Raw genomic sequence first — 21,710 nt, 5'->3', positions numbered from 1 at the left:
CTCGCAAAACAACAACGATTGGGCAAAAAACCACATGCAAATCGAGCGCAACTTTTTCAACGGCCATTTCGCCGAACCTGCCAGCAACGCCCGGATCGCGGTCTACAACCCCGCGACCGAGGCTCAGGTCGGCCTGGTCTCCGCCGCCACCCCTGCTGAAGCCACCGCTGCCGTCGAGGCCGCCGCTATCGCCCAAAAAACCTGGGGCAAGCTCACCAGCATCCAGCGCGCCGATCATTTGCGGGCGTTCGCCGACGCCCTCGAAGCCTGCGCTGAAAGCATCGGCAAGGCGCTTGCCAGCGAATCCGGCAAAAGCCTCGACGACGCCAGCAACGAAGCCCGCTACGCCGCCCAGATCACCCGCTACCACGCTGAATGGGCGCGCCGCATCGAAGGCGAAATCATCCCCAGCGATACCCCGGACGAAAACCTGTTCCTGCAACGCGAGCCCATTGGCGTCGTGGCTTGCCTGATCCCGTTCAACTACCCGGTCTACACCCTGCTGCGCAAAATCGCCCCGGCGCTGATTGCCGGCAACACCGTGGTGGTGCGCCCGAGCAACAACACGCCGTTGTCCGCCTTCGAAATCGCCCGCGCTATCGAGCAGTCGGGCATGCCTGCCGGTGTGATCAATATCCTGACCATGGACCACGCCACCGCCGCCACGCTGTGCACCCACAAGGCTGTGGGCCTGATCACCCTGACGGGCAGCGTCAACGCCGGGCGCATCGTGCTCGACTACTGCAAGGCCAACATCGCCAAGCCATCCCTGGAACTGGGCGGCAAGACCCCGGCGATCATCGAGGCCGACGCCGACCTGGAACAGGCCGCCAGCGCAATCATCGCCTCCAAGACCACCCACTGCGGCCAGCTGTGCACGGCGGTCGAGCGGGTGTACGTGCAGGAAAGCATCTACGACCAATTCCTGGCCCTGCTCAAGGCCAAGATCAGCGCCGTCAAATTCGGTGACCGTGCCACGGACGCAAGCCTGATGGGCCCGCTGGTCAACGCCAGTTCGCAGCAGAATATTCACGCCATGGTCGAGCGCGCCATCGCCGACGGTGCTGTACTGGAAGCAGGCGGCGTACTGCCCGAAGGCCCGGGCCATTTCTACCCGCCGACGCTGCTCAGCGGCTGCCGCCAGGACATGGAAATCATCCAGGAAGAAATCTTCGGCCCGGTGCTGCCGGTACTCAAGTACCGCGACATTGACGAAGCGCTGGCCATGGCCAACGACCACCAGTTCGGCCTGTCGTCGGTGCTCTACACCGAGAACTACCGCACGGCCATGAAAGTCGCCAACGCCATTGAGGCCGGCGAGTTGTACGTCAATCGCACCCCGGCCGACCCTTACCAGGGCTTCCACGCCGGCTGGAAACGCTCAGGGCTGGGCGGCGATGACGGCAAGCACGGAATGCTTGAGTTCACCCAGACCCGTTTGGTGGTCATGAAGTACTGAGTCACCGACCACCGGCTTCACCTCAATAAAAACAATTATCGGGGCACCTGCACAGTGGGTGCCCGAGGTCTACAAGATGTCCAAGCCTGCACCCGTTGCCCAGGGTTTCGATGCCGTGTCCGCGGCCAAAAGCGACAAAGCCAGTCGCTACTTCCAATTGATGTTGCTGGTGCTGGCCGCCGGGGCGATCTACCCGATCCTGTACCTGCGCCAGGTCTACCAGACCACCATGCTCGAGGTGTTCCAGATCAACCACAGCCAGCTGGGTTATCTGTATTCGATGCTCGGTACGATTTTCCTCCTGAGCTACTTGCCCAGTGGCTGGTTGGCCGATCGCCTGCCTCCACGTTTCCTGATCTTTTTCTCACTGGTGGCCACCGGCGCCCTGGGGATCTGGTATTCCACTGTGCCGTCGATGACCGGCCTGATGATCATCTTCGGCTGCTGGGGCCTGACTACCGGCCTGACCTTCTGGGCCTCGGTGCTCAAGCGGGTAAAAATGATTGCCCATCACAGCGAGCAAGGCCGTTTCTTCGGGATCCTCGACGGTGGCCGTGGCCTGGTGGAAGCCTTGCTGGCAACCGTAGCCCTGGGGCTGTTCGCCTATGCCACCGAGACCCGCAGCCAGACGGCCGCAGAAGGTTTCAAGCACGTGGTGTACCTGTATTCGTTCGTGTGTATCGCCATCGGTTGTGTGCTGGTGCTGCTCAAGGACCCCAAATCCATGGCCGACACTGCGGCGGTGGAGAAGGGCAAGTTCAACCTGCTGACTGACCTTGCCATCCTGGTGAAAATCCCCGAGTTGTGGCTGGTGACTGCCATTGTGTTCTGCGGTTATCACATGTTCTGGGCCACCTACAGCTTCTCCGATTACTTGCAAGGCAGCGGCATGACTGCCGTGATGGCCGGCACCATTACCACCATCAAGCTGTGGATGCGGCCCATCGGCGGGATCGGCGGCGGCTGGCTGGGGGACAAGTTTTCGAACATCTCGGTACTGATCGTCGCGCTGGTGCTGGTGACCCTGGCGATGGTCGGCCTGATCGTGTTCCCGGCCATTGGCAGCCTCGGCTTGCTGATCGGCACGGTGATCTTTATCGGCCTGATGACCTACGCGATTCGTGGCCTGTACTGGGCGATCCTCGACAGTTGCAACATCCCGCTGCGCATCACTGGCCTGGCCATCGGCATTGTCTCGGTGGTGGGTTACCTGCCGGACACCTTTATCCCGCTGATCAATGGCTACCTCACCGACACCTACCCGGGGCAGGTCGGCTACAACCTGTACTTCGGCTACATCGCCTTCATCGGCGTGCTCGGGACCCTTGCGGCCCTGACCTTGCGCGCTCGAATCAATCGTAAAAAATTCAACCAGACAGGTGCCTGAGATGAAAATCGTCGCCCTTGAAACCCATATTGTTGCCGTACCGCCACCGCACATCGGTGGGATGTACTGGCTGTTCGTCAAACTGAAAACCGACTGCGGCATTGAAGGCGTGGGCGAGATTTACGCCGCCACTTTCGGGCCCAAGGCCATGCTGCCGATCATCGAGGACGTGTTCGAACGCTACCTGCTCAACCACGACCCGCACCATATCGAGCGTTTCTTCCGCCAGGCGTATTCCAGCGGTTTCACCCAGCGCCCCGACCTGACCATGATGGGCGTGGTCAGCGGCCTGGAAATGGCCTGCTGGGACATCATCGGCAAGGCCGCCAACAAACCGGTCTACGAGTTGCTGGGCGGCAAGGTCAATGAGCGCCTGCGTTCCTACACCTACCTGTACCCGGTCAACAGCCAGGGCGAGTACGACTACGACGACCCGGACCTGGCCGCCGAGTGCGCCGTCGAGAACATGAACAAAGGTTTCACCGCCGTGAAGTTCGACCCGGCGGGCCCGTACACCGCGTACTCCGGCCACCAGATTTCCCTGGAGGTGCTGGAGCGCTGCGAAACCTTCTGCCGCAAGATTCGCGAAGCGGTGGGGGACAAGTGCGACCTGCTGTTCGGCACCCACGGGCAGATGGTGCCCTCGTCGGCGATCCGTCTGGCCAAGCGCCTGGAGAAATACGACCCGCTGTGGTTCGAAGAGCCGGTGCCACCGGGACAGGAAGACGCCATGGCCCAAGTCGCGGCCAAGACCACTATCCCAATTGCCACCGGCGAGCGCCTGACCACCAAGTACGAATTCTTCAAGCTGCTGCAGGCCGGTGGTGCATCGATCCTGCAGATGAACGTGGCCCGCTGTGGCGGCCTGCTGGAAGCCAAGAAAATCGCGAGCATGGCCGAGGCCTACTACGCGCAAATCGCTCCGCATCTGTACAACGGGCCGATTGGCGCGGCGGCGAGTTTCCAGCTGGCGACGTGCACGCCGAACTTCCTGATCCAGGAAAGCATCATGACCTGGGGCGGCTTTCATGCCGAAGTGCTGACCAAGCCGCTGCAATGGGAGGACGGCTACATCATCCCGTCCACCGAGCCCGGCCTTGGGGTGGAGCTGAACATGGACGTGGTGCGCAAGCACACGCCGTACACCGGCGAACGCCTGCACCTGCAAATGGCGCCCACGCCGGCTGATGTGAAAGACACTGCGCCCGCCAAGGGCTAAAAAAACGACTTATGCGGTAACCGTGAATGACATACGACTACATCATCGCCGGCGCTGGCGCCGCAGGTTGCGTCCTGGCCAACCGACTGTCCGCCTCGGGCGAACACTCGGTGTTGTTGCTGGAAGCCGGCGGCAAGGACAGCTCCTGGTGGTTCAAGATTCCGGTCGGTTTCGCCAAGATGTACTACAACCCGACTTTCAACTGGATGTACTACAGCCAGCCACAAAAACAGCTGGCCGACCGTGCTATCTATGCCCCGCGCGGAAAGGTGCAAGGTGGTTCCGGTTCGATCAACGCGATGATCTACGTGCGCGGCCAGGCCCATGACTTCAATGACTGGGCAGCCAATGGCAACGACGGCTGGGGCTTCAAGGACGTGCTGCCGTATTTCCGGAAGCTGGAAAACCACCCGCTGGGCGATACCGAATACCACGGCAGCAGCGGCCCCATCAGCATCACCCCGATGAAGGGCCAGACCCACGCCATCTGTGACGTGTTCCTCAAGGGTTGCGAGCAGTTGGGCTATGGCCTGAGCGATGACTTCAACGGGCCGAACTTCGAAGGCGCGGGCCTCTACGACGTCAACACCCGCAACGGCGAGCGCAGCTCCAGCAGTTTTGCGCACCTGCATCCAGCGTTGGGTCGAGCGAACCTGAGCGTGGAATTGCATGCGCTGGTAGACCGCGTGCTGTTTGACGACCATCAGCGCGCCACCGGCATCAGCGTGACCCAGCACGGCGTGGTGCGGACCTTTACCGCGCGCAAGGAAGTGATCCTGTGTGCCGGTGCGGTGGATACGCCGAAGATCCTGCAACTGTCGGGGGTGGCGGACAAGCAATTGCTCGCCGAACACAACATCCCGCTGGTCAAGCACCTGCCGGCGGTGGGGCAGAACCTGCAAGACCACCTGTGCGCCAGCTATTACTATAAAGCCAACATCCCGACTTTGAACGACCAGCTCAGTTCGCTGTTCGGCCAGTTCAAACTTGGCCTCAAATACCTGCTGACCCGCAAGGGCGCGCTGGCCATGAGCGTCAACCAGGCTGGCGGGTTCTTTCGCGGCAACGACGCGCAGGCGCATCCGAACCTGCAGCTGTACTTCAACCCGCTGTCGTACCAGATCCCGAAAAACAATAAGGCCAGCCTCAAGCCCGAGCCGTATTCAGGCTTCCTGCTGTGCTTCAACCCGTGCCGGCCCACCAGCCGCGGGACGATTCGCATCGCCTCGAAAAACCCTCGGGATGCGGCATTGATCGACCCCAACTACCTGAGCACCCAGAAGGACATCGACGAGGTGATCCAGGGCAGCCGGCTGATGCGCAAGATCATGCAGGCGCCGGCGCTCAAAGGCGTTACGGTGGCTGAAGTGTTGCCAGGTGCAGCGGTGGAAACCGATGAGCAGATGCTGCAGTACTTCCGCGAGAACAGCGGCTCGATCTACCACCTGTGCGGGTCGTGCGCCATGGGTTCGGACCCGCAGGTGTCGGTGGTGGACAAGCGCTTGAAGGTGCATGGAATGCAAGGACTGCGGATTGTCGATGCGTCGATTTTCCCCAACGTGACCTCGGGCAATACCCATGCGGCGGTGTTGATGGTGGCGGAGAAGGGCGCGGATCTTATCTTGCAGGATGCCTGAGAGCGCCACCGATCAAATGTGGGAGCGGGCTTTCTCGCGAAGGTGGTGGATCAGTCGCCGGATGTAGTGACTGACACGCCGCCTTCGCGAGCAAGCCCCACACAGGGGGATCTACTTCGGTAGGGAGACCGTGTTCTGCCACTGAGCAACCGTTTCCGCGCTGATACTCACCCCGCCGCACACAATCACCACCACATCCTCAACCCCGGCAATCGCCCCATGCTCCAGATAAGCCACGGCCAACGAAACCCCACACGCCGGTTCCACCAACTGCCTTAAATCATCGGCATACCGCGCCACGCCCATCATCGCTTCGGCATCGCTCAACACCACGCACTGATGGGCAAACCTGCCGATATGCTCAACCGGCCACGCCGCCACCTGGGTCGCGGCCAACGACTTGGCCACGGAATCGATCTTCGCCAGGCGCACCGGTTTTCCTGCCTCCACCGCCGCCGCAAACGAAGCTGCGCCTGCCGTTTCACAGGCAATCACTTTGCAGTCGAATCGCCCATGGCGTTCCAGCCCTGTCAATACACCTGCGAGCAATCCACCGCCGCCCACGGAGGCCACGATGGCGCCTACCTGCGGGCAGTCCTCGAGAATCTCATCGATCATGCGGCTGTGACCTTCCCATAACAGCGGATGATCAAAGGCCGGCACATACAACGCGTCCGGGGCTTCGGAAAGTTGCAGCGCGAGCTCGTTGGATTGATCCCACAGATCACCGTGCACCACCACTTCGGCTCCGGCCTGGCGGATGCGCGCGCGGGTCGCTTCGGGGGTGGTGGTTGGCACCACGATCCGCGCCTGCAACCCCAGGCCCCGCGCCGCAAAGGCCGTCGCCAGCCCGGCATTGCCGCCGGAGGGGCACACCACTGTGGTCTTGTCCTGGCTGGCCGCGTAGGCACACAGCGTGGTCATCCCGCGCAACTTGAACGAGCCGCAGGGTTGCAGGTTCTCAAGCTTCAGCCAGATGCGTCGGGTAGCGGTGGACAGGCCGGGGTGCAGGATCAACGGGGTGCGAATCGGCAGCATTTCACAACTTCCTTATTGGTTGGGCTGCCATCCTACCTCAGCTGGTGGCCGGCACCAGCGGTTCGGCCGGTGTCTTGCGGCGTGTCACATGGCTGATGCCCATGATGATCAGCGGCGTAAACAGGGCGATGTAAGCGTTGTCGATGCCCCACGGATTACCGGCGAGAAACCAGCCCACGGTCGCGAGCAACGAGGCAATGATGCTCAGGAACGCACCCGTCGCCGTGCCGAATTTCGGTGCGTAGAACACCATCAACACCAGCACCGCCAGGGACGCGCGCAATGCCTTGCCGAGGAAGGCGATCATCAGCACCTTGTCCGACGTCAGCGCCAGGGCAATCGGCAACAGGCCGACGGCGATGGTCGCCAGGCGTACGAAGCGCAGGGACTTGGCGTCGCTTTTTTCCGGGTTGAACCACGGCTCGTAGAAGTCCCGCAGCAACAACGTCGCCGAGCCCATGCTCACTGCCGAGATGGTGCCGAACAGCGAGCCGGCCAGGCCCGCGACTACCAGCCCGGCAGTCAGTTGGTCCATGCTGGCGATCAGGGTAGGGAAGGCTTGCAGGGAGTCGACATTGGGGAACAGCACGGCGCTGCACATCCCGATCAATGCCGCGCCGATGCCGAACGGCACCATCAGCACCGCCACGTAGAAACACGCCCGCTGGGCCTTGCCCGCATGGCTGACGGTGTTTACCGCCTGGATCACGTATTGGGTAGAGAAGATCGAGCCGATACCGGCGATCATCCAGGCGATGATCTGGCCCCAGCCGACGGTGGTCCAGTCAAACATGCTGGCCGGCAATTGCGCCTGCAACTGGCCGATGCCGCCCACTTGCTTCAAGCCGAACCACAGGGCAAGGCCAACGCCCAGGTATTTCAAGGCAGCGTGGACGAAGTTGGTGTAGATCACCGAGCGCATGCCGCCGATGCTGACGTACGCCACCGAGACCACGCCGACGATCACGATTGCCAGGGTTCGGTCCACTTGCATCACGCTGGCCAATACCGCGCCGCCGCTGGCGTAGATCGAGACTGCGACGATTTCCAGGGCAAAGATCGTGATGATCGATGTAGCGAAGCGGGTGCGTTGGCCGTAGTTGCGCGCGAGTACGCCGGAGATGGTGTTGTCGCCCAGGTCCTTGTACTTGCGGGCCAGTAGCCAGGCGAAGAGTACGAAGCCCAGGGCCAGGGCGAACAGGTTCCAGGCGGCGGAGATGCCTACCTTGAAACCGGTTTGGGCGGTGCCGATGCTGACCGCGGTGCCGATAAATTCCGAGAGCATCAGGAAGCCGATCAGGAACGCCGGGAAGTGGCCACCGCCGGTGGTGTAGTTGTTGGCGCTGCGGGAATGACGGCGAACGCCGTAGCTGATCAGTGCCAGGCTCAGCATGTAAATGCCGGTGATGGACAGCACGATCCAGGAGGAGTGGGTGGGCATTTTTTATACTCTTTAGGTATTTTTGTAATTGTGGGTAGTTTCCTCTGGCGTGTTTGCTTTCGTCTAATATCGAGGGGGTATGGTTTGATACTCTTTTGGTATGGGTGTATATCCGTTATTTAGGTAACGGCCGCTTATGGTTCCGCTCTTACAGCGGGTCACTTTTGGCAAACGCCCGGAATGCCGGCCCAGCCAAAAGTAACCAAAAGGTCTTTGCCCCACCACTCGGTGCCTCGCCTGGGCTCGGCATGCCCGCACTCCGGCCATCGTGGTTGACGGGGCCCGCAGATCAAAATCAAAAGCGAGAGCACAGCGGCGTACAGGCCGGCTTGAGTGGTAAAAGCGAAAGCAAAGCTGCTTTTCTGTAGGAGCGAGCTTGCTCGCGAAAAACCTGAGACCGCCGCGTTCATCCAGAATGCCCGCGTCATCGTTAACGACCTTCGCGAGCAAGCCCGCTCCCACATTTGGACCGTGCCCGCTTTAGCTTCTGATTTTGCTGTTGCTTCACCACACTCAAGCCGGCCTGTAGGCCGCTGTGCTCTTGATCTGCTTTTGATCTTGATCTTAGGCGCCCCGTTAAACCACGCTGGCCGAACGCAGGCAGTACGGAGCGGGTAAACCGGCAGGACGCCGGTTTAGCCGCGACGGGGCAGGGACGCCCCGTCGCGGCGGCCCGCTTCGTGCTGCCGGAGCTGAGGGCACACCGAGCCCAAGCGAGGTGCCGAGTGGTGGGGCAAGAGCGTTTTGCTTACTTTTGCGCTGTTCAAAAGTGAGCCGCTGTAAGAGCGGAACCAATCGAAGCCATCACCCAAATAACGGATATACCCCCGACCAACCTCACACCTCAGCAAGGCTTCCGATGTATCCACCGCACACTCCAAAAAAGCCAAATTGACGGTCTATCCACTACTGGATATGTTGTCTGAATGAAAAAGCACACTCCCGAACAAGCGGCCTTGATCAGCCAACTCGAACAGATTGCCGAAGGCCTGAGCAAGACCTTCAGCCCGTTTTGTGAGGTCGTACTCCACGACCTGCGCGACCCGCAGCACGCAATCATGGCCATCCACAACAACCTCTCCGGACGCCAACCGGGTGACCCGGCCACCGAGCTGGGCCTGGCGAGGATCGCCGATCCCGATTACCCGCAGGTGATCGCCAACTACCAAAATCAGTTCGCCGACGGCCGCCAGGTCAAGAGCACCTCCATCGGCATCAAGGACGCCACCGGCAAGTACGTGGCGGCCTTGTGCATGAACGTTGACCTCTCGCTGTTCCGGGGCCTGCAGGGCATGCTGGAACAATTCGGCTCAGTCAGCGGCGACCGGCCTACCGAGTCCCTCGACCCGTCCGGCGCGGATGCCATTCGCGCGCGTATCGACCAGTTCGCCGCACGCCTGGCGACCACCCCGCGCGCCCTCAAGGCCGCCGACCGGCGCTTGTTGATGCAAGAGCTGAAAGAGGCGGGTGTGATGGACATTCGACGTGCCATGGAAACCGTTGCCTCGCACCTTGGGGTCTCACGGGCGGCGGTCTACACCTACGCCAAATGATTTACGCCGAACGTGCCACGGCTTCGATTTCAATCAGGTAGCCGTGGTGCAATTCCGGCACCGGCACCACCGCGCGGGCCGGGCGGTGATCCCCCAGCGCAGCGGCATACAGGCCGTCAAATTCAGGCCAGTGCTTCACGCCCACCACATACACGGTGACTTTCACCAGGTCTGCGGGCGAGCTGCCTGCCGCCTTCAAGATCGCCAACAGATTGTCCAGGGCCACTTGGGCCTGTTCGGCAAACGACGCCTCAAGGTTATGACGCCCATCGGGGCTCACCGGCAATTGCCCGGAGATGTACAGCGTGCCCTGATGACTCACGGCCTGGGAATAGTGACCGGCAGGCGTCGAGGCTGCGCAGGTGTGGATGATATTCATTGTGGAGTGCTCAGCAGCGTCGCATAGGTTTGGAGGTCGACGTTGCCGCCGGTCACGATAATGCCCACGCGTTGGCCCCGGAACTGATGCTTGAGGTTTCGCAGGGCCGCCAGGCCAAGGCAGCCGGTGGGCTCTACGACCATCTTCATGCGCTGCATGAAGAACTTCATCGAGGCCACCAACTCGGCATCCGAGACGGTGAGGATATCGGTCACGCTCTCGCGAATGATCGGAAAGGTGTGGTGGCCCAAGTGCTGGGTCTGGGCGCCATCGGCGATGGTAGCGGGCGTGTCGATGTGCACGATGCTGCCGCTCCGGAACGAACGCTGGCCGTCATTCCCGGCTTCGGGCTCGACCCCGTACAACAGGCAATCGGGCGACAGCGCACGGGTGGCCAAGGCAGTGCCGGAGAGCATGCCGCCACCGCCCAGGCCGACAAACAAGGCATCCAGCGGCCCTGTGAATTCCAGCAGCTCCTTGGCGGCGGTGCCCTGGCCGGCCAGCACGTCCGGGTGGTCGTAGGAAGGGATCAGGGTCATGCCGTGTTGCTCGGCCAGAGTGCGACCGATCTGCTCGCGGTCTTCGGTGATGCGGTCGTAGAACACCACGCTTGCGCCATATTCCCGGGTAGCGGCGACCTTGGCGGCGGGGGCGTCGGTGGGCATCACGATGGTTGCCGGCATCTGCAACAAACGGGCGGCCAGCGCGATGCCTTGCGCATGATTACCCGAGGAAAATGCCACTACGCCGGCCTTGCGCTGTGCCTCGTCAAACCGTGAAAGCGCATTGAACGCCCCACGAAACTTGAACGAACCGGTGCGTTGCAGGTTTTCGCACTTGATAAACACCTGGGCGCCGGTCTCGGCATCGAGGGTGCGAGAGGTGTACACCGGGATGCGGTTGGCGAAGCCCTCCAGGCGTTCGGCGGCGTTGATCACGTCATGGTACGAAGACGATTGCATGGAAGGGGTCTCTCGAAAGTCGTTATCTGGATAAAATATCCATAACTGTACAAACTGTAAAGTGATGTTTCATGCTAGCGTTTCGGACTTCTCTGATCTGTAGAGGGCTCGACGTTGATTCGACTCACCGATTACATCGCTGATTTTTCTCGTTCGCCGCTGGCGCCCTGGGCTGATCTGGCGCCTTGGGAACTGGTTACCCAGGCGCCTGGTGTGGTTCGCCAATTGCTGGCGGGGCTGTCTGACGAAGATTATGAAATTCATGACGAGATTGCCGTGCACCGGACGGCGATCGTTGAAGTAGGTGCTGTTTTAAAAGCGCCGCTGATTGTTGGTGCTCACTGTTTTATCGCTGCTGGTGCTTACCTTAGGGGTGGTTGCTGGGTGGATGAATATTGCATTTTTGGGCCTGGCGCAGAGCTCAAGACATCCTTTGTTTTCAGCGGCAGCAAGTTGGCGCACTTCAATTTTGTCGGTGATTCGGTGCTGGGGCGCGGGGTTAATCTAGAGGCTGGGAGCATCGTCGCCAATTACCGGAACGAGCGTGACGACAAGCAGGTGCAGGTGCGCGTTGACGGGCAGTTGCAGGGTACTGGGTGTGACAAGTTTGGCGCGTTGCTGGGGGATCAGTGCCGGGTCGGTGCCAATGGGGTGTTGGCACCGGGGGCGGTGCTTGCGGCGGGGAGTGTGGTCAGGCGGGGGGAGGTTTTTGATTGTGAGGAGTAGGGGGGGAGTGTACATATCGACTGTGTACATATCCGTTTTTTCGGTCACGGCGGCTTATGGTTCCGCTCTTACAGCGGGTCACTTTTGAAAAGCGCAAAAGTAACCAAAACGCTCTGCCCCGCCTGTCGGCACCTCGCCTAGGCTCGGTGTTCCCTCACTCCGGCATTGCTCCGCGGGCCGCCGCGACGGGCCATCCATGGCCCGGCGCGGCTAAACCGGCGTCCTGCCGGTTTACCCGCTCCTCAATACCTGCGTTCGGCCTCGGGCTGAATGGGGCAGTCAGATCAAGATCAACAGCAGATCAAAAGCCAGAGCACAGCGGCCTACCGGCCGGCTTGAGTGGTAAAAGCAAAAGCAAAGCTGCTTTTCTGTAGGAGCGAGCTTGCTCGCGAAAAACCTGAGACCGCCGCGTTGAATCAGGATGCCCGCGTCATCGTTAACGACCTTCGCGAGCAAGCCCGCTCCCACATTTGGACCATGCCCGCTTTAGCTTTTGATTTGGCTGTTGCTGTTGCTTCACCACACTCAAGCCGGCCGGTAGGCCGCTGTGCTCTTGATCTGCTGTTGATCTTGATCTTAGGCGCCCCGTTAAACCACGCTGGCCGAACGTAGGCAGTACGGAGCGGGTAAACCGGCAGGACGCCGGTTTAGCCGCGACGGGGCAGGGACGCCCCGTCGCGGCGGCCCGCTTCGTGCTGCCGGAGTGCGGGCACACCGAGCCCAAGCGAGGCGCCGAGTGGTGGGGCAAGAGCGTTTTGCTTACTTTTGCGCTTTTCAAAAGTGAGCCGCTGTAAGAGCGGAACCATAGGCGGCCGTTACCCAAATAACGGATATACACCCAAACCCCCAAATAACGGATACGCCCCCACCAGCTACTGCAAGTTGACGAACAACCCCCCGTCCACCAGCAACGAAGCCCCGGTCACATACCGCGCCATATCCGAAGCAAGAAAAACAATGGGCCCCGCAACATCGTCGGGTTCACCCAGGCGCCCCAGCGGCGTACGCGAAGTCATGTACGCCAGCTTCTCCTCATCCGCCAAATCCTCCTTGTTGATGTCGGTAGCAATCGTCCCCGGCAACACCGAATTACAACGAATCCCATAAGGCCCCAGCGCAATCGCACAGGACTGCATCAACGAATGCAGCCCGGCCTTGGTCGGCGTGTAGTGCGTCTGCATCCCGCCGCCCACCAGCGCACTGATGGAACTGACCGCGATGATCGCACCCCCCTTGTCCTGGTTTTTCATCTGGTTCGCCGCCGCCTGCACGGCGAAGTAGGCGCCGTTGAGGTTGGTGTTGACCGTCTTCAGGTACACCTCGCGCGGCATGTCGAGGAACGAGTGGAATGGACAGATCCCGGCGTTGTTGACGAACACATCCACACTGCCGAATGCCTTGAGCGCGCCGGCAACCAGTTTGTGACCGGTGTCCGGGTCGGCCGCATCGCCGCCCACTTCCACCGCCTGGCCACCGAACGCCTTGATCTCCTCGATCAACGAAAACGCCGCCTCAGTGCCCTGGCCACTGCCGCTGTGGCCGATCACCACGCGGGCACCCTGGCGTGCACATTCCCGGGCGGCGGCGCGGCCAATACCACGGGAGGCGCCAGTAATAATCACGGTTTTGTCTGCAAGTAACATAAGTGGACTCCTGGAAAACAAACGGCCTCAGCCGAGATAGTTGCCGTAACCAACCATGGCGATAGCGCCGAGAATCACCGCGATACCCGCGACCAATACGCCTTTGTTGGTGGCGCTGGTGCCCTGCCATTCGCGGAAATACAGGCCCCAGCAGTTGGACACGATGATGATGAAAGACATGTGCAACACCCACGAACTGGCGTCGTTCTGCAGGCGGCTTTCGCCCATGCCGTAAAAGAAAAACTGCAGGAACCACAGGGTGCCGGCACACGCCACCAGCAGGTAGTTGCCCAGCAGCGGCGTACTGCGGTCGGTGTAGTTGTGGAACGTACGGTTGCGCCAGTTCAGCCACAGGCACCAGATGCCGTTGGTGGTCAGGCCACCCCACATGATCACCATGAAGGTCACGTTGTTCTGGAACAGGCTATTGGCACCGTGCTCCACGGCCGCTGCGGCCAAGGGGCGACCGGCGGAAATGCCGTAGCTAAAGCACGCGCTCAAGACCCCGGAGATCACCGCCACCAGCATGCCCTTGGCCACCGAGAACTCGCTGATGCTGGCAAACTTCACCGCCTCCGGCACTTCACGTTCCTTGATCAACCCGGCCTTGCCACACACCGCAATGCCCACCAGTGAAACCGCTACACCCCACAGCACCCAATGCCCGCCCTGAGACGCGAGCATCGAGGTCAGGGTGCCTTCGGTGGCGTCGGTGAACAGGTCGCGGTACAGCGCCGGCATCAAGGCGCCGAGGGCCGACGTCAGGCCCAGTACCAGTGACATGCCCAGGGACAGTCCAAGGTAGCGCATGGTCAGGCCGAAGGTCAGCCCGCCGATGCCCCAGAGTACGCCGAACAGGTAGGTCCAGAGCAGGGTGCTGCTGTCGGCCTGGCGCAGGATGTCGACCCAACCGGGCACGGTCAGTTGCGCGGCAATCAGCGGCACGATCAGCCATGACACCAGGCCACCGGTGATCCAGTAGCTTTCCCAGGCCCAGCCGCGGACCTTCTTGTAAGGGATGTAGAAACTGCCGGAGGCGAAGCCGCCGATGAAGTGCAGAATCACACCGAAGAGAATGATTTCCACGTAGTCGAATCCTTTTTTATTGTTGTGGTAGCACGCTGTTTCAGCCTGGGGTGAGGCTGAACATCGGGATTAAATCCACGCTGACGGGCGAGGCGTCCGGATGGCTGGGCATGATGTCTTGCATGTACTGCCACCACCGTTGCATCAGCGCGGTGCCCGGCAACGCGTCGAGGCTGTGCTGGTCGTCGTGGGTCATCACGGCGAACAAGGCGTTGCTGGCTTCGTCGAGGAAGATCCGGTAGTCCACCACGCCGGCATCGCGCAGGGCCTGGGCCAGTTCGGGCCAGATCTCGTCATGGCGTCGACGGTACTCGGCGTGCTGGCCGGGGTTGAGGTTCATGCGAAAGGCTCGGGTCTGCATGACTGGCCTCCATGGGGTGGCGTGGGGCTGTAGATGCGCACCGCGTTGTGCAGGAAGAACTTGCCCTGTACGTCCTCGGATTTACTCGCCATGCAGGCCTTCACCAGGCCCAGGGTGGTGGCGAAATTGGCCAGTTGATCGCTGTTGGGCCAGTCGCTGCCGAAGCAGCAACGGTCTTCGCCAAAGGCTTCCCACAGCACGGCCAGGCGGTCGTTGTAGAACGCCGGGTCGGTGATCAATCCACGTGGACCGACCTGGGGGATTTCTGCGAGTTTGGCGAACACATTGGGCCGTTCTGCCAGGCGCATGAGGTCAGCGTGATAGGCCGATTCTTCACCGGCGGGCACGCTGGCATTAGGCAGGTGATCGACGATGATGCGCAGCTCGGGCAAGGCGTCGCTCAGGTGCAGCAGCCCTTTGATCAGGCGCGGATTGGGGTTGGCGCTGTCCAGGCCACGGCCGCATTCAGCAAGCCGGCGCAGGCCGTCGATGAATCCGGGGCGCGCCTGATCCTCAAGCAAATCGCGGTCCCACAGGTTGCCATAGCGCAAGCCGAGGAACAGCGGTTCCTGGGCCAAGGCCTCAAGGTCTGCCGCAAAGTCGCCGTGCAGCGGGTCCAGGTTGCCGACGAAACCGAGCATGCGTGGATCGCTGCGCAGGGTCTCCAGCAACCAGCGGTTGTCGTCGCGCCACGGGCTGGCTTCCACGGCAATGGCGCCAATCACGTTATGTTCGCCTGCCAGCGCCCAATAATCCGCTGGCAAATGCGCGGCATACAGCGCGTTGCCCGGCTCGGGCCAGGGAATGCCCTGGGCGCGGCGCGGGTCGAACAGGTGCAAATGGCTGTCGATGATCGGGCCGCTGTAAGGGGTAAGAGGCATTGCGCAATCCTTCGGAAGAATGGATAGGGAAGGGCCCGCACGCTACCGCGCCAGGGCCCGTTGCACCACCTCAGCCCTGCAGGTACACCGCATGGGTATGGGTGTACTCATACAGGCCGTGCTTGCCATCGGCGCCGCCGATTCCGGATTTACGCACGCCGGCATGGAAGCCTTGCATCGCCTCGAAGTTCTCGCGGTTGACGTAGGTTTCGCCGAACGACAATTCGCGCACCGCCTGCATTGCCTTGCCCAGGTCGCGGGTGTAGATCGAGGAGGTCAGGCCGTAGTCGCAGTCGTTGGCCATGGCGATGGCTTCATCCAGGTCGTCGACAATCTGGATCGGCAGCACCGGGCCAAAAATTTCTTCGCGCATGATTTCCATGTCGGCGTGGCAACCGGCCAATACCGTCGGCTGGAAGTGAAAACCCTGGCCAAGGTCGGCGATCTGCCCACCGGTGACCAGCGATGCACCCTGGCTCAAGGCGGTGCGTACCTTGCGATTGACGCTGTCCAGGCCTTGGCGGTTGATCAGCGGGCCCATCTCCACCTCGGCCTGGGCGATGGGGTCACCGTAGCGGGTGGCGGCCATCGCGGCGCTGATGCGCTCGATAAACTGGTCGGCCACCTTGCGCTCCACGTACACCCGTTCGGCGCAGTTGCACACCTGGCCGCTGTTGATGATCCGCGAGTCGCGAATGGCTTTTACCGCGAGGTCCAGGTCGGCATCGGCGAGGACGATGGCCGGTGCCTTGCCACCCAACTCCAGGTTGAGCTTGGTGATATTCGGTGCGGCGGCAGCCATGATCCGCGAGCCGGTGGCGACGCTGCCGGTGAAGCTGATCATGTCCACGCCCTTATGGGCGGTGAGGGCGCCACCGACGCGGCCATCGCCGCAGACCACATTGAATACCCCGGCCGGCAGGTCGGTTTCGGCCACCAGTTTGGCGAACTCGAAGCAGTTGTTCGGCGTTTCTTCGCTGGGTTTGATCACGATGGTGTTGCCGGTCAGCAACGCCGGGGCCATCTTGCGGGCGATCAAAAAGAACGGGAAATTCCACGGCAGGATGCCGGCCACCACACCCAGGGGTTTGCGGAACAGGAAGATATTTTCATTGGGGCGGTCGCTGGTGATGATCTCGCCTTCAATGCGACGCGCCCACTCGGCCATGTAGTCGAGGTAGTCGGCGGTGAAGTTGACTTCCACTTCCGCCAGGCCGCTGACTTTGCCTTGCTCCAGGGTGATGGTGCGCGCCAGGTGGGCGACGTTTTCCCGCAGCTTGGCGGCGATGCGGCGCAAGTGCCCGGCACGTTCGATCGCCGGTTTGCGCGCCCAGTCTTTTTGCGCATGACGTGCGGCAGCCAAGGCTTGGTCGACGTCTTCGGAGGTGGACGCCGGGACCTTCGACAACAGGGCGCCGGTGGCCGGGTTCAATACATCCAGGTGCGCATCGCTTGAGGTAAAGCGGCCGTTGATGAAGTTCTGGTATACCGGTACGGATGACATGCTTGGCTCCTCAGTAAGTACGTGACGGTGCTTTGGCGTCGGCGGCAGGGCGATAGCGGGCCAGGGTCGCCATGGCACCCTGGCGCAGCAAGCTGATGTCGATGGCCACCGCAATGAACTGGCAGCCCCAGGCTTGATAGCGGCGGGCGTCGTCTTCGTTGGGGGCGAGAATGCCGCAGGCCTTGCCGGCCGCCAGCGTGGCGTTGACCGCGTGCTGGATGCGTTCCTGCACCTCGGGGTGCCCGGGATTGCCAGCGTGACCGAGGCCGATGGACAGGTCGGCGGGGCCGATAAATACCGCGTCCACGCCTTCCACCGCCGCAATCGCCGCGACGTTTTCCACCCCCAGGCGCGACTCCACCTGCACGATCAGGCACAGCTGTTCATGGGCCGTATTGAGGTAGTCGGCCACGCCGTCCCAGCGGGTGGCGCGGGTCAGGCCGCCGCCAACGCCACGAATACCGTGGGGCGGGTAACGCATGGCCCGCACCAGGGCCTGGGCTTGCTCGGCGGTTTCGACCATCGGGATCATCAGCGTTTGCGCACCGACGTCCAGCAGTTGCTTGATCAGGTTGGCGTCGCTGCTCACCGCACGCACCACCGGCGCAGTGGCGTAGGGCGCCACGGCCTGGAGCTGGTTGAGCACGCTGGGCACGGTGTTGGGAGCGTGTTCGCCGTCAATCAGCATCCAGTCGTAACCGGTGCTGGCGACGATCTCGGCGGCGTAGGCGGTGGCGAAGCCGGCCCAGATCCCGTATTGCGCGGCGTCTTTACGCAGCGCGGCCTTGAAAGCGTTGTGGGGCATGTTCATGGCAGGAGTCCTCAGCGGTTATACGGACGATGCAGTTGGCAATCGGGGTTGAGGTCCACGCCAAACCCGGGCTTGTCGAGCACCGACAGGCGCATGCGGCCATTCACCGGCACCGGTTCACCGAGCAGTTGCGGGTGGAACATCGGCACCACTTCGTCGGCCTTGGGCGCCATCATCAGGAACTCGGCGAACGGGCTGTTATGGCGGGTGGCGACGAAGTGGTAGCTGTAGACCGACGAGCCGTGGGGCACCACCAGCGCATTATGGGCGTCGGCCAGGGCCGAGATTTTCACCAGTTCGGTGAGGCCGCCGCACCAGCCCACATCCGGCTGGATAATGTCGCAGCAACCCATCTCCAGCAGCATGCGAAAGCCCCAACGGGTGGCTTCGTGTTCGCCGGAGGTGACCAACATGCCTTTGGGCACGTTGTTGCGCAGGGCGGCATAGCCCCAGTAGTCGTCGGGCGACAGCGCTTCCTCGATCCATTTCAGGCCGTATTCATGGGCGCCGATCGCCAGTTTGGTGGCGTAGTTCAGGTCCAGGCTCATCCAGCAATCGAGCATCAGCCAGAAGTCCGGGCCGACCCGCTCGCGCATGGTCGCCAGTTCCTCGAGGTTTTTGCGCAGGCCTTCTTCGCCTTCCGATGGGCTGTAGTGCAGGGGCATCTTGCCGCCGATAAAGCCCATCTTCTGTGCGAGGTCGGGGCGGGCGCCGGTGGCGTAGAACTGCAACTCGTCACGCACCGCGCCGCCGAGCAACTGGTGCACCGGTTCCTGGCGGATCTTGCCGAGCAGGTCCCACAGCGCCAGGTCGACACCGGAGATCGTGTTGATCACCAGGCCCTTGCGACCGTAATACAGGGTGGACTGGTACATCTGATCCCAGATTTTCTCGATATCGGTCACGCGGGCGCCTTCCAGGAAGCGCGCCAGGTGCTTCTCGACGATATACGCGGCGGGCTCGCCACCGGTGGTCACGGCGAACCCGACGGTGCCGTCGCTGGCCTCGATTTCCACCACGAGTGTGCCGAGTACGTTGATCCCGAAACTGCGGCGGCTCTGGCGGTACTCGGGGTATTTGCTCATGGGGGTACTGATGTGATCGTCGATCCAGTGGCCGTCTGCCTGGTCGTGGTAGTCCGCGCCGCCGCCGCGCAGCACAAAGGCGCGGACGTGCTTGATAGTGAGGTTGCCCATGGTGTGACTCCTTGATTAAACAGTGGCCGGCGTGTTCGTCGCTTTTTGGCCTGGCGAATGGATACCGAGTACCAGCAACGCTGCGAGTACGGTGGTGGCGGACAGCAGGTAAAGGCCGGCCGCAGGGGAGTGAAAGGCGGTTTCTGCCCAGTTCTTCAGCACCGGGGCGATAAACCCGCCGAGGGCGCCGAAGGAGTTGATCAGGGCAATGCTGGCCGCCGCTGCGCTGCCGGCGAGGTAGCTGGAAGGGAAGGTCCAGAACACCGGTTGCACGGCGATAAAGCCCGAGGCGGCAAAGCACAGGGCGAGCATGCCCAGCAGCGGGTTGGCGAAGGTCACTGAGCAGGCGATCCCGGCGGCGGCTATCAACAGGGTCAGGGAAGCGGTTTTGCGGCGCTCGCCGGTGCGGTCGGAGTAGCCGGGAATCCACCACGCGGCGAACAGCGCGCAGATCCAGGGAATCGCCGAGACCAGGCCCACCATCAAGCCGACCTTGGTCCCCAGCAATCCGCCGACTTGGGTGGGCAAATAGAACACCACGCCGTACACGCTGGCCTGGATCAGCAGGTAAACCAGGCACAGGTACAGCACGCTGGGCTGGCACAGCACCGTGAGCAGGCTGCGGCCGTGGGAGGTTTTTTGCTGGTCTTCGCGGTCCAGCAGGTCCTGGATCTGGCGGCGCTCTGCAACGCTCAGCCATTTGGCATCGGCGGGGCGGTTGTCGAGGTACCAATAGGCCCAGATGCCAACCGCGGTGGCCATCAGGCCTTCCACCACGAACAGCCATTGCCACCCGTGCAGTCCGGAGAACCCGTCCAACTCCAGCAGCAAGCCAGACAACGGGCTGCCGAAGATGAAGGCCAGGGGCGCGCCAAAGTAGAAGAAACCCATGGCCTTGCCGCGCACGGCGGAGGGGAACCAGTAGGTGAGGTAGAGGATCACGCCGGGGAAGAATCCGGCTTCGGCCACGCCCAGCAGAAAGCGCAACACGTAGAAGCTGGTTTCGTTGTGGGCAAACATCATGGCGGCGGACACCAGGCCCCAACTGACCATGATCCGGCACATCCACAGGCGGGCACCGACGCGATGCATGATCAGGTTGCTCGGCACTTCCAGCAGCGCATAGCCGACAAAAAACACCCCGGCGCCAAAGGCGAAGGCGGCGTCACTGAGGCCGGTGTCGGCCTGGAAGGCTTGTTTGGCGAACCCGACGTTGGCGCGGTCGAGGAAGGCCATGATGTACATCAACAGCAGGAAGGGCAGCAGCCGCCAGGAAATTTTGGCGAGCAGAGGTGCGGGCAGGGTCTTCATTGTTCAGTCCGGTGTTTTGTTCTTATGGGAAGGACTGTACGGCGCTCAATCCATGCGCTACAAATCGAATCTCGCTTACAACTGATAACCTCAGGGTATCGATAACAAGGATAAAAATGAGTAGTCCGTTGATCTCCCGCAGCCTGTTCAACCGCCTGCGCTACAAGCATCTGCACATGCTGGTGGCCTTGAGTTCCAGCCAGAACCTGCACCGTGCGTCCCAAAGCCTGAACATGTCGCAGCCGGCGGCGACGCGCATGTTGCGCGAGATCGAGGACATGTTTGCCTGTGACCTGTTCGAGCGCCTGCCCCGGGGCATGCGCCCGACGGCGCTGGGCAAGGAGTTGATCCGCTTTGCCGAGTCGGCGCTGAGCGGCCTCGACCGCTGCGCCGAAGACTTGATGGCGCGTCAACAGGGCGGTTATGGCTACTTGTCGATTGGCACCATCATGGGCGCGGCCCCGGACCTGGTGATGGACTCCATCGCCCAGATCAAGACACTCAATCCCCAACTGCGCATTCGCATCATGGGCGACACCAGCGACCAGGTGATCCAGTTGCTGGAACAAGGCCGCATCGACCTGGCCATCGCCCGGCGCAATGCCGCCAACGACAGCGAGCATTACACCTTCGAGCCCTTGGGCAACGAGCGTTTGTTGGTGGTGGTGCACGCCGGCCATCCCCTGGCCCAGCGTGATGACCTGGCGCTGACCGAGCTGGTCAGCGACTGGCCGTGGATCCTGCAACCGGAAACCAGCCCGGCGCGCATTGGCTTCGATGAAGCGCTGCAACGCCTTGCGTTACCTCAGCCGGCAGACATCATCGAATGCAGCTCGGTGTATTCCATGCAGCAACTGATTCAACTGACCGACGCGATCATGGTGCTCTCGGAAAGTGCCCTGCGGGATTACCTGAAAATGGGCCTGGTGGTCGCACTGCCGGTGGCGCTGGAGGTACAGCTTGCGCCGTTCGGCATGTTGCTGCGCCGGGGCGACCCGGTAAGTCGCGAACTGGGGGTGTTTATCGACATGCTCAGGCAAAAGGCCGCGATGCTTTAAACATGCTGTGCAAAAGAACGTGGTATGGCGGCGGGATATTAAATAGAATGAATCTCAT

At 61.8% G+C, this 21,710-nt stretch carries 19 protein-coding genes; 7 read left to right on the top strand and 12 right to left on the bottom strand.

Annotated features, from left to right (window positions below; genetic code table 11):
* The first annotated feature begins 34 nt into the window (after positions 1–34).
* From aldA (ACA046_RS17060) to ACA046_RS17045, 4 genes are all read left to right on the top strand, one after another.
* The gene (gene aldA / locus ACA046_RS17060) at positions 35–1,459 is read left to right on the top strand and encodes an aldehyde dehydrogenase (RefSeq protein WP_459028832.1); all 1,425 of its coding nucleotides are present in this window, start codon (positions 35–37) and stop codon (positions 1,457–1,459) included.
* A 76-nt stretch (positions 1,460–1,535) separates the two neighbouring features.
* The gene (locus ACA046_RS17055; RefSeq protein WP_459028834.1) at positions 1,536–2,846 is read left to right on the top strand and encodes an MFS transporter; all 1,311 of its coding nucleotides are present in this window, start codon (positions 1,536–1,538) and stop codon (positions 2,844–2,846) included.
* Between the two features lies 1 nt (position 2,847).
* Complete coding sequence (locus ACA046_RS17050; protein WP_459028836.1) at positions 2,848–4,065, top strand: mandelate racemase/muconate lactonizing enzyme family protein; 1,218 nt, start codon at positions 2,848–2,850, stop codon at positions 4,063–4,065.
* 26 nt (positions 4,066–4,091) lie between these two features.
* The gene (locus ACA046_RS17045) at positions 4,092–5,702 is read left to right on the top strand and encodes a GMC family oxidoreductase (protein ID WP_497674460.1); all 1,611 of its coding nucleotides are present in this window, start codon (positions 4,092–4,094) and stop codon (positions 5,700–5,702) included.
* A 111-nt stretch (positions 5,703–5,813) separates the two neighbouring features.
* On the opposite strand, the gene ACA046_RS17040 is transcribed toward ACA046_RS17045, so the two are convergent.
* Positions 5,814–6,740 carry a pyridoxal-phosphate dependent enzyme gene (locus ACA046_RS17040; RefSeq protein ID WP_497674459.1) on the bottom strand — a complete coding sequence of 309 codons (927 nt, stop codon included), beginning with the start codon at positions 6,738–6,740 and terminating at the stop codon, positions 5,814–5,816.
* A gap of 37 nt (positions 6,741–6,777) precedes the next feature.
* A complete protein-coding gene (locus tag ACA046_RS17035) occupies positions 6,778–8,181 on the bottom strand; it encodes a sodium:solute symporter family protein (RefSeq protein ID WP_497674458.1) in 1,404 nt (467 codons plus the stop codon).
* A gap of 926 nt (positions 8,182–9,107) precedes the next feature.
* Here ACA046_RS17035 and ACA046_RS17030 point away from each other — a divergent pair.
* The gene (locus ACA046_RS17030; protein WP_459028844.1) at positions 9,108–9,734 is read left to right on the top strand and encodes a helix-turn-helix transcriptional regulator; all 627 of its coding nucleotides are present in this window, start codon (positions 9,108–9,110) and stop codon (positions 9,732–9,734) included.
* Between the two features lies 1 nt (position 9,735).
* Here the strand turns inward: ACA046_RS17030 and ACA046_RS17025 are convergent, their stop codons facing one another.
* Positions 9,736–10,113 carry a RidA family protein gene (locus ACA046_RS17025; RefSeq protein WP_497674457.1) on the bottom strand — a complete coding sequence of 126 codons (378 nt, stop codon included), beginning with the start codon at positions 10,111–10,113 and terminating at the stop codon, positions 9,736–9,738.
* Positions 10,110–11,075 carry a threo-3-hydroxy-L-aspartate ammonia-lyase gene (locus tag ACA046_RS17020; RefSeq protein WP_497674456.1) on the bottom strand — a complete coding sequence of 322 codons (966 nt, stop codon included), beginning with the start codon at positions 11,073–11,075 and terminating at the stop codon, positions 10,110–10,112. Before ACA046_RS17020 ends, ACA046_RS17025 begins: the two co-directional genes overlap by 4 nt.
* Before the next feature lie 114 nt (positions 11,076–11,189).
* Between ACA046_RS17020 and ACA046_RS17015 the strand changes: the two genes are divergently transcribed.
* Positions 11,190–11,801 carry an LbetaH domain-containing protein gene (locus tag ACA046_RS17015; RefSeq protein ID WP_167664939.1) on the top strand — a complete coding sequence of 204 codons (612 nt, stop codon included), beginning with the start codon at positions 11,190–11,192 and terminating at the stop codon, positions 11,799–11,801.
* A gap of 872 nt (positions 11,802–12,673) precedes the next feature.
* Here ACA046_RS17015 and lra1 read toward each other — a convergent pair.
* From lra1 to ACA046_RS16975, 8 genes are all read right to left on the bottom strand, one after another.
* Entirely contained in the window at positions 12,674–13,444 is a 771-nt protein-coding gene (gene lra1 / locus ACA046_RS17010) for an L-rhamnose 1-dehydrogenase Lra1 (protein ID WP_497674455.1), read from the bottom strand.
* Between the two features lie 27 nt (positions 13,445–13,471).
* Positions 13,472–14,530 carry an L-rhamnose/proton symporter RhaT gene (gene rhaT, locus ACA046_RS17005; protein WP_167664405.1) on the bottom strand — a complete coding sequence of 353 codons (1,059 nt, stop codon included), beginning with the start codon at positions 14,528–14,530 and terminating at the stop codon, positions 13,472–13,474.
* Positions 14,531–14,570: 40 nt separating this feature from the next.
* Positions 14,571–14,891: an L-rhamnose mutarotase gene (rhaM, locus tag ACA046_RS17000; RefSeq protein ID WP_459028849.1), complete on the bottom strand. Its 321-nt coding sequence runs from the start codon at positions 14,889–14,891 to the stop codon at positions 14,571–14,573.
* Positions 14,867–15,772, bottom strand: coding sequence for an amidohydrolase family protein (locus tag ACA046_RS16995; protein ID WP_459028851.1), 906 nt, complete (start codon positions 15,770–15,772; stop codon positions 14,867–14,869). The genes rhaM and ACA046_RS16995 overlap by 25 nt, the downstream gene beginning before the upstream one ends.
* 70 nt (positions 15,773–15,842) lie before the next feature.
* Entirely contained in the window at positions 15,843–17,276 is a 1,434-nt protein-coding gene (aldA, locus tag ACA046_RS16990) for an aldehyde dehydrogenase (RefSeq protein ID WP_459028853.1), read from the bottom strand.
* 10 nt (positions 17,277–17,286) lie between these two features.
* Positions 17,287–18,087 (bottom strand): aldolase/citrate lyase family protein, encoded by an 801-nt coding sequence (locus tag ACA046_RS16985; protein ID WP_093197188.1) that lies wholly within the window; start codon positions 18,085–18,087, stop codon positions 17,287–17,289.
* Between the two features lie 11 nt (positions 18,088–18,098).
* Positions 18,099–19,283 (bottom strand): L-rhamnonate dehydratase, encoded by a 1,185-nt coding sequence (gene rhmD / locus ACA046_RS16980; RefSeq protein WP_459028857.1) that lies wholly within the window; start codon positions 19,281–19,283, stop codon positions 18,099–18,101.
* A 15-nt stretch (positions 19,284–19,298) separates the two neighbouring features.
* Positions 19,299–20,594, bottom strand: coding sequence for an MFS transporter (locus tag ACA046_RS16975; RefSeq protein WP_497674454.1), 1,296 nt, complete (start codon positions 20,592–20,594; stop codon positions 19,299–19,301).
* Positions 20,595–20,710: 116 nt separating this feature from the next.
* Between ACA046_RS16975 and ACA046_RS16970 the strand changes: the two genes are divergently transcribed.
* The gene (locus ACA046_RS16970; RefSeq protein WP_497674453.1) at positions 20,711–21,652 is read left to right on the top strand and encodes a LysR family transcriptional regulator; all 942 of its coding nucleotides are present in this window, start codon (positions 20,711–20,713) and stop codon (positions 21,650–21,652) included.
* Positions 21,653–21,710: the final 58 nt, after the last annotated feature.

It is taken from the genome of Pseudomonas sp. LBUM1641, from assembly GCF_059716235.1.
Note: the sequence above shows the minus strand (reverse complement) of the source record. Positions and strands in the feature narration are given on the sequence as shown.

Bases quoted from the DNA above. Each gene is read 5' to 3' on its own strand.
- ACA046_RS17040 (WP_497674459.1), bottom strand. From the start codon at position 6,740: ATGCTGCCGATTCGCACCCCGTTGATCCTGCACCCCGGCCTGTCCACC.
- ACA046_RS17055 (WP_459028834.1), top strand. From the start codon at position 1,536: ATGTCCAAGCCTGCACCCGTTGCCCAGGGTTTCGATGCCGTGTCCGCG.
- ACA046_RS17020 (WP_497674456.1), bottom strand. From the start codon at position 11,075: ATGCAATCGTCTTCGTACCATGACGTGATCAACGCCGCCGAACGCCTG.
- ACA046_RS17050 (WP_459028836.1), top strand. From the start codon at position 2,848: ATGAAAATCGTCGCCCTTGAAACCCATATTGTTGCCGTACCGCCACCG.
- rhaM (WP_459028849.1), bottom strand. From the start codon at position 14,891: ATGCAGACCCGAGCCTTTCGCATGAACCTCAACCCCGGCCAGCACGCC.
- ACA046_RS16975 (WP_497674454.1), bottom strand. From the start codon at position 20,594: ATGAAGACCCTGCCCGCACCTCTGCTCGCCAAAATTTCCTGGCGGCTG.
- ACA046_RS17035 (WP_497674458.1), bottom strand. From the start codon at position 8,181: ATGCCCACCCACTCCTCCTGGATCGTGCTGTCCATCACCGGCATTTAC.
- ACA046_RS17045 (WP_497674460.1), top strand. From the start codon at position 4,092: ATGACATACGACTACATCATCGCCGGCGCTGGCGCCGCAGGTTGCGTC.
- ACA046_RS16985 (WP_093197188.1), bottom strand. From the start codon at position 18,087: ATGAACATGCCCCACAACGCTTTCAAGGCCGCGCTGCGTAAAGACGCC.
- aldA (WP_459028832.1), top strand. From the start codon at position 35: ATGCAAATCGAGCGCAACTTTTTCAACGGCCATTTCGCCGAACCTGCC.
- ACA046_RS17030 (WP_459028844.1), top strand. From the start codon at position 9,108: ATGAAAAAGCACACTCCCGAACAAGCGGCCTTGATCAGCCAACTCGAA.
- rhmD (WP_459028857.1), bottom strand. From the start codon at position 19,283: ATGGGCAACCTCACTATCAAGCACGTCCGCGCCTTTGTGCTGCGCGGC.
- lra1 (WP_497674455.1), bottom strand. From the start codon at position 13,444: ATGTTACTTGCAGACAAAACCGTGATTATTACTGGCGCCTCCCGTGGT.
- ACA046_RS16970 (WP_497674453.1), top strand. From the start codon at position 20,711: ATGAGTAGTCCGTTGATCTCCCGCAGCCTGTTCAACCGCCTGCGCTAC.
- ACA046_RS16995 (WP_459028851.1), bottom strand. From the start codon at position 15,772: ATGCCTCTTACCCCTTACAGCGGCCCGATCATCGACAGCCATTTGCAC.
- ACA046_RS17025 (WP_497674457.1), bottom strand. From the start codon at position 10,113: ATGAATATCATCCACACCTGCGCAGCCTCGACGCCTGCCGGTCACTAT.
- aldA (WP_459028853.1), bottom strand. From the start codon at position 17,276: ATGTCATCCGTACCGGTATACCAGAACTTCATCAACGGCCGCTTTACC.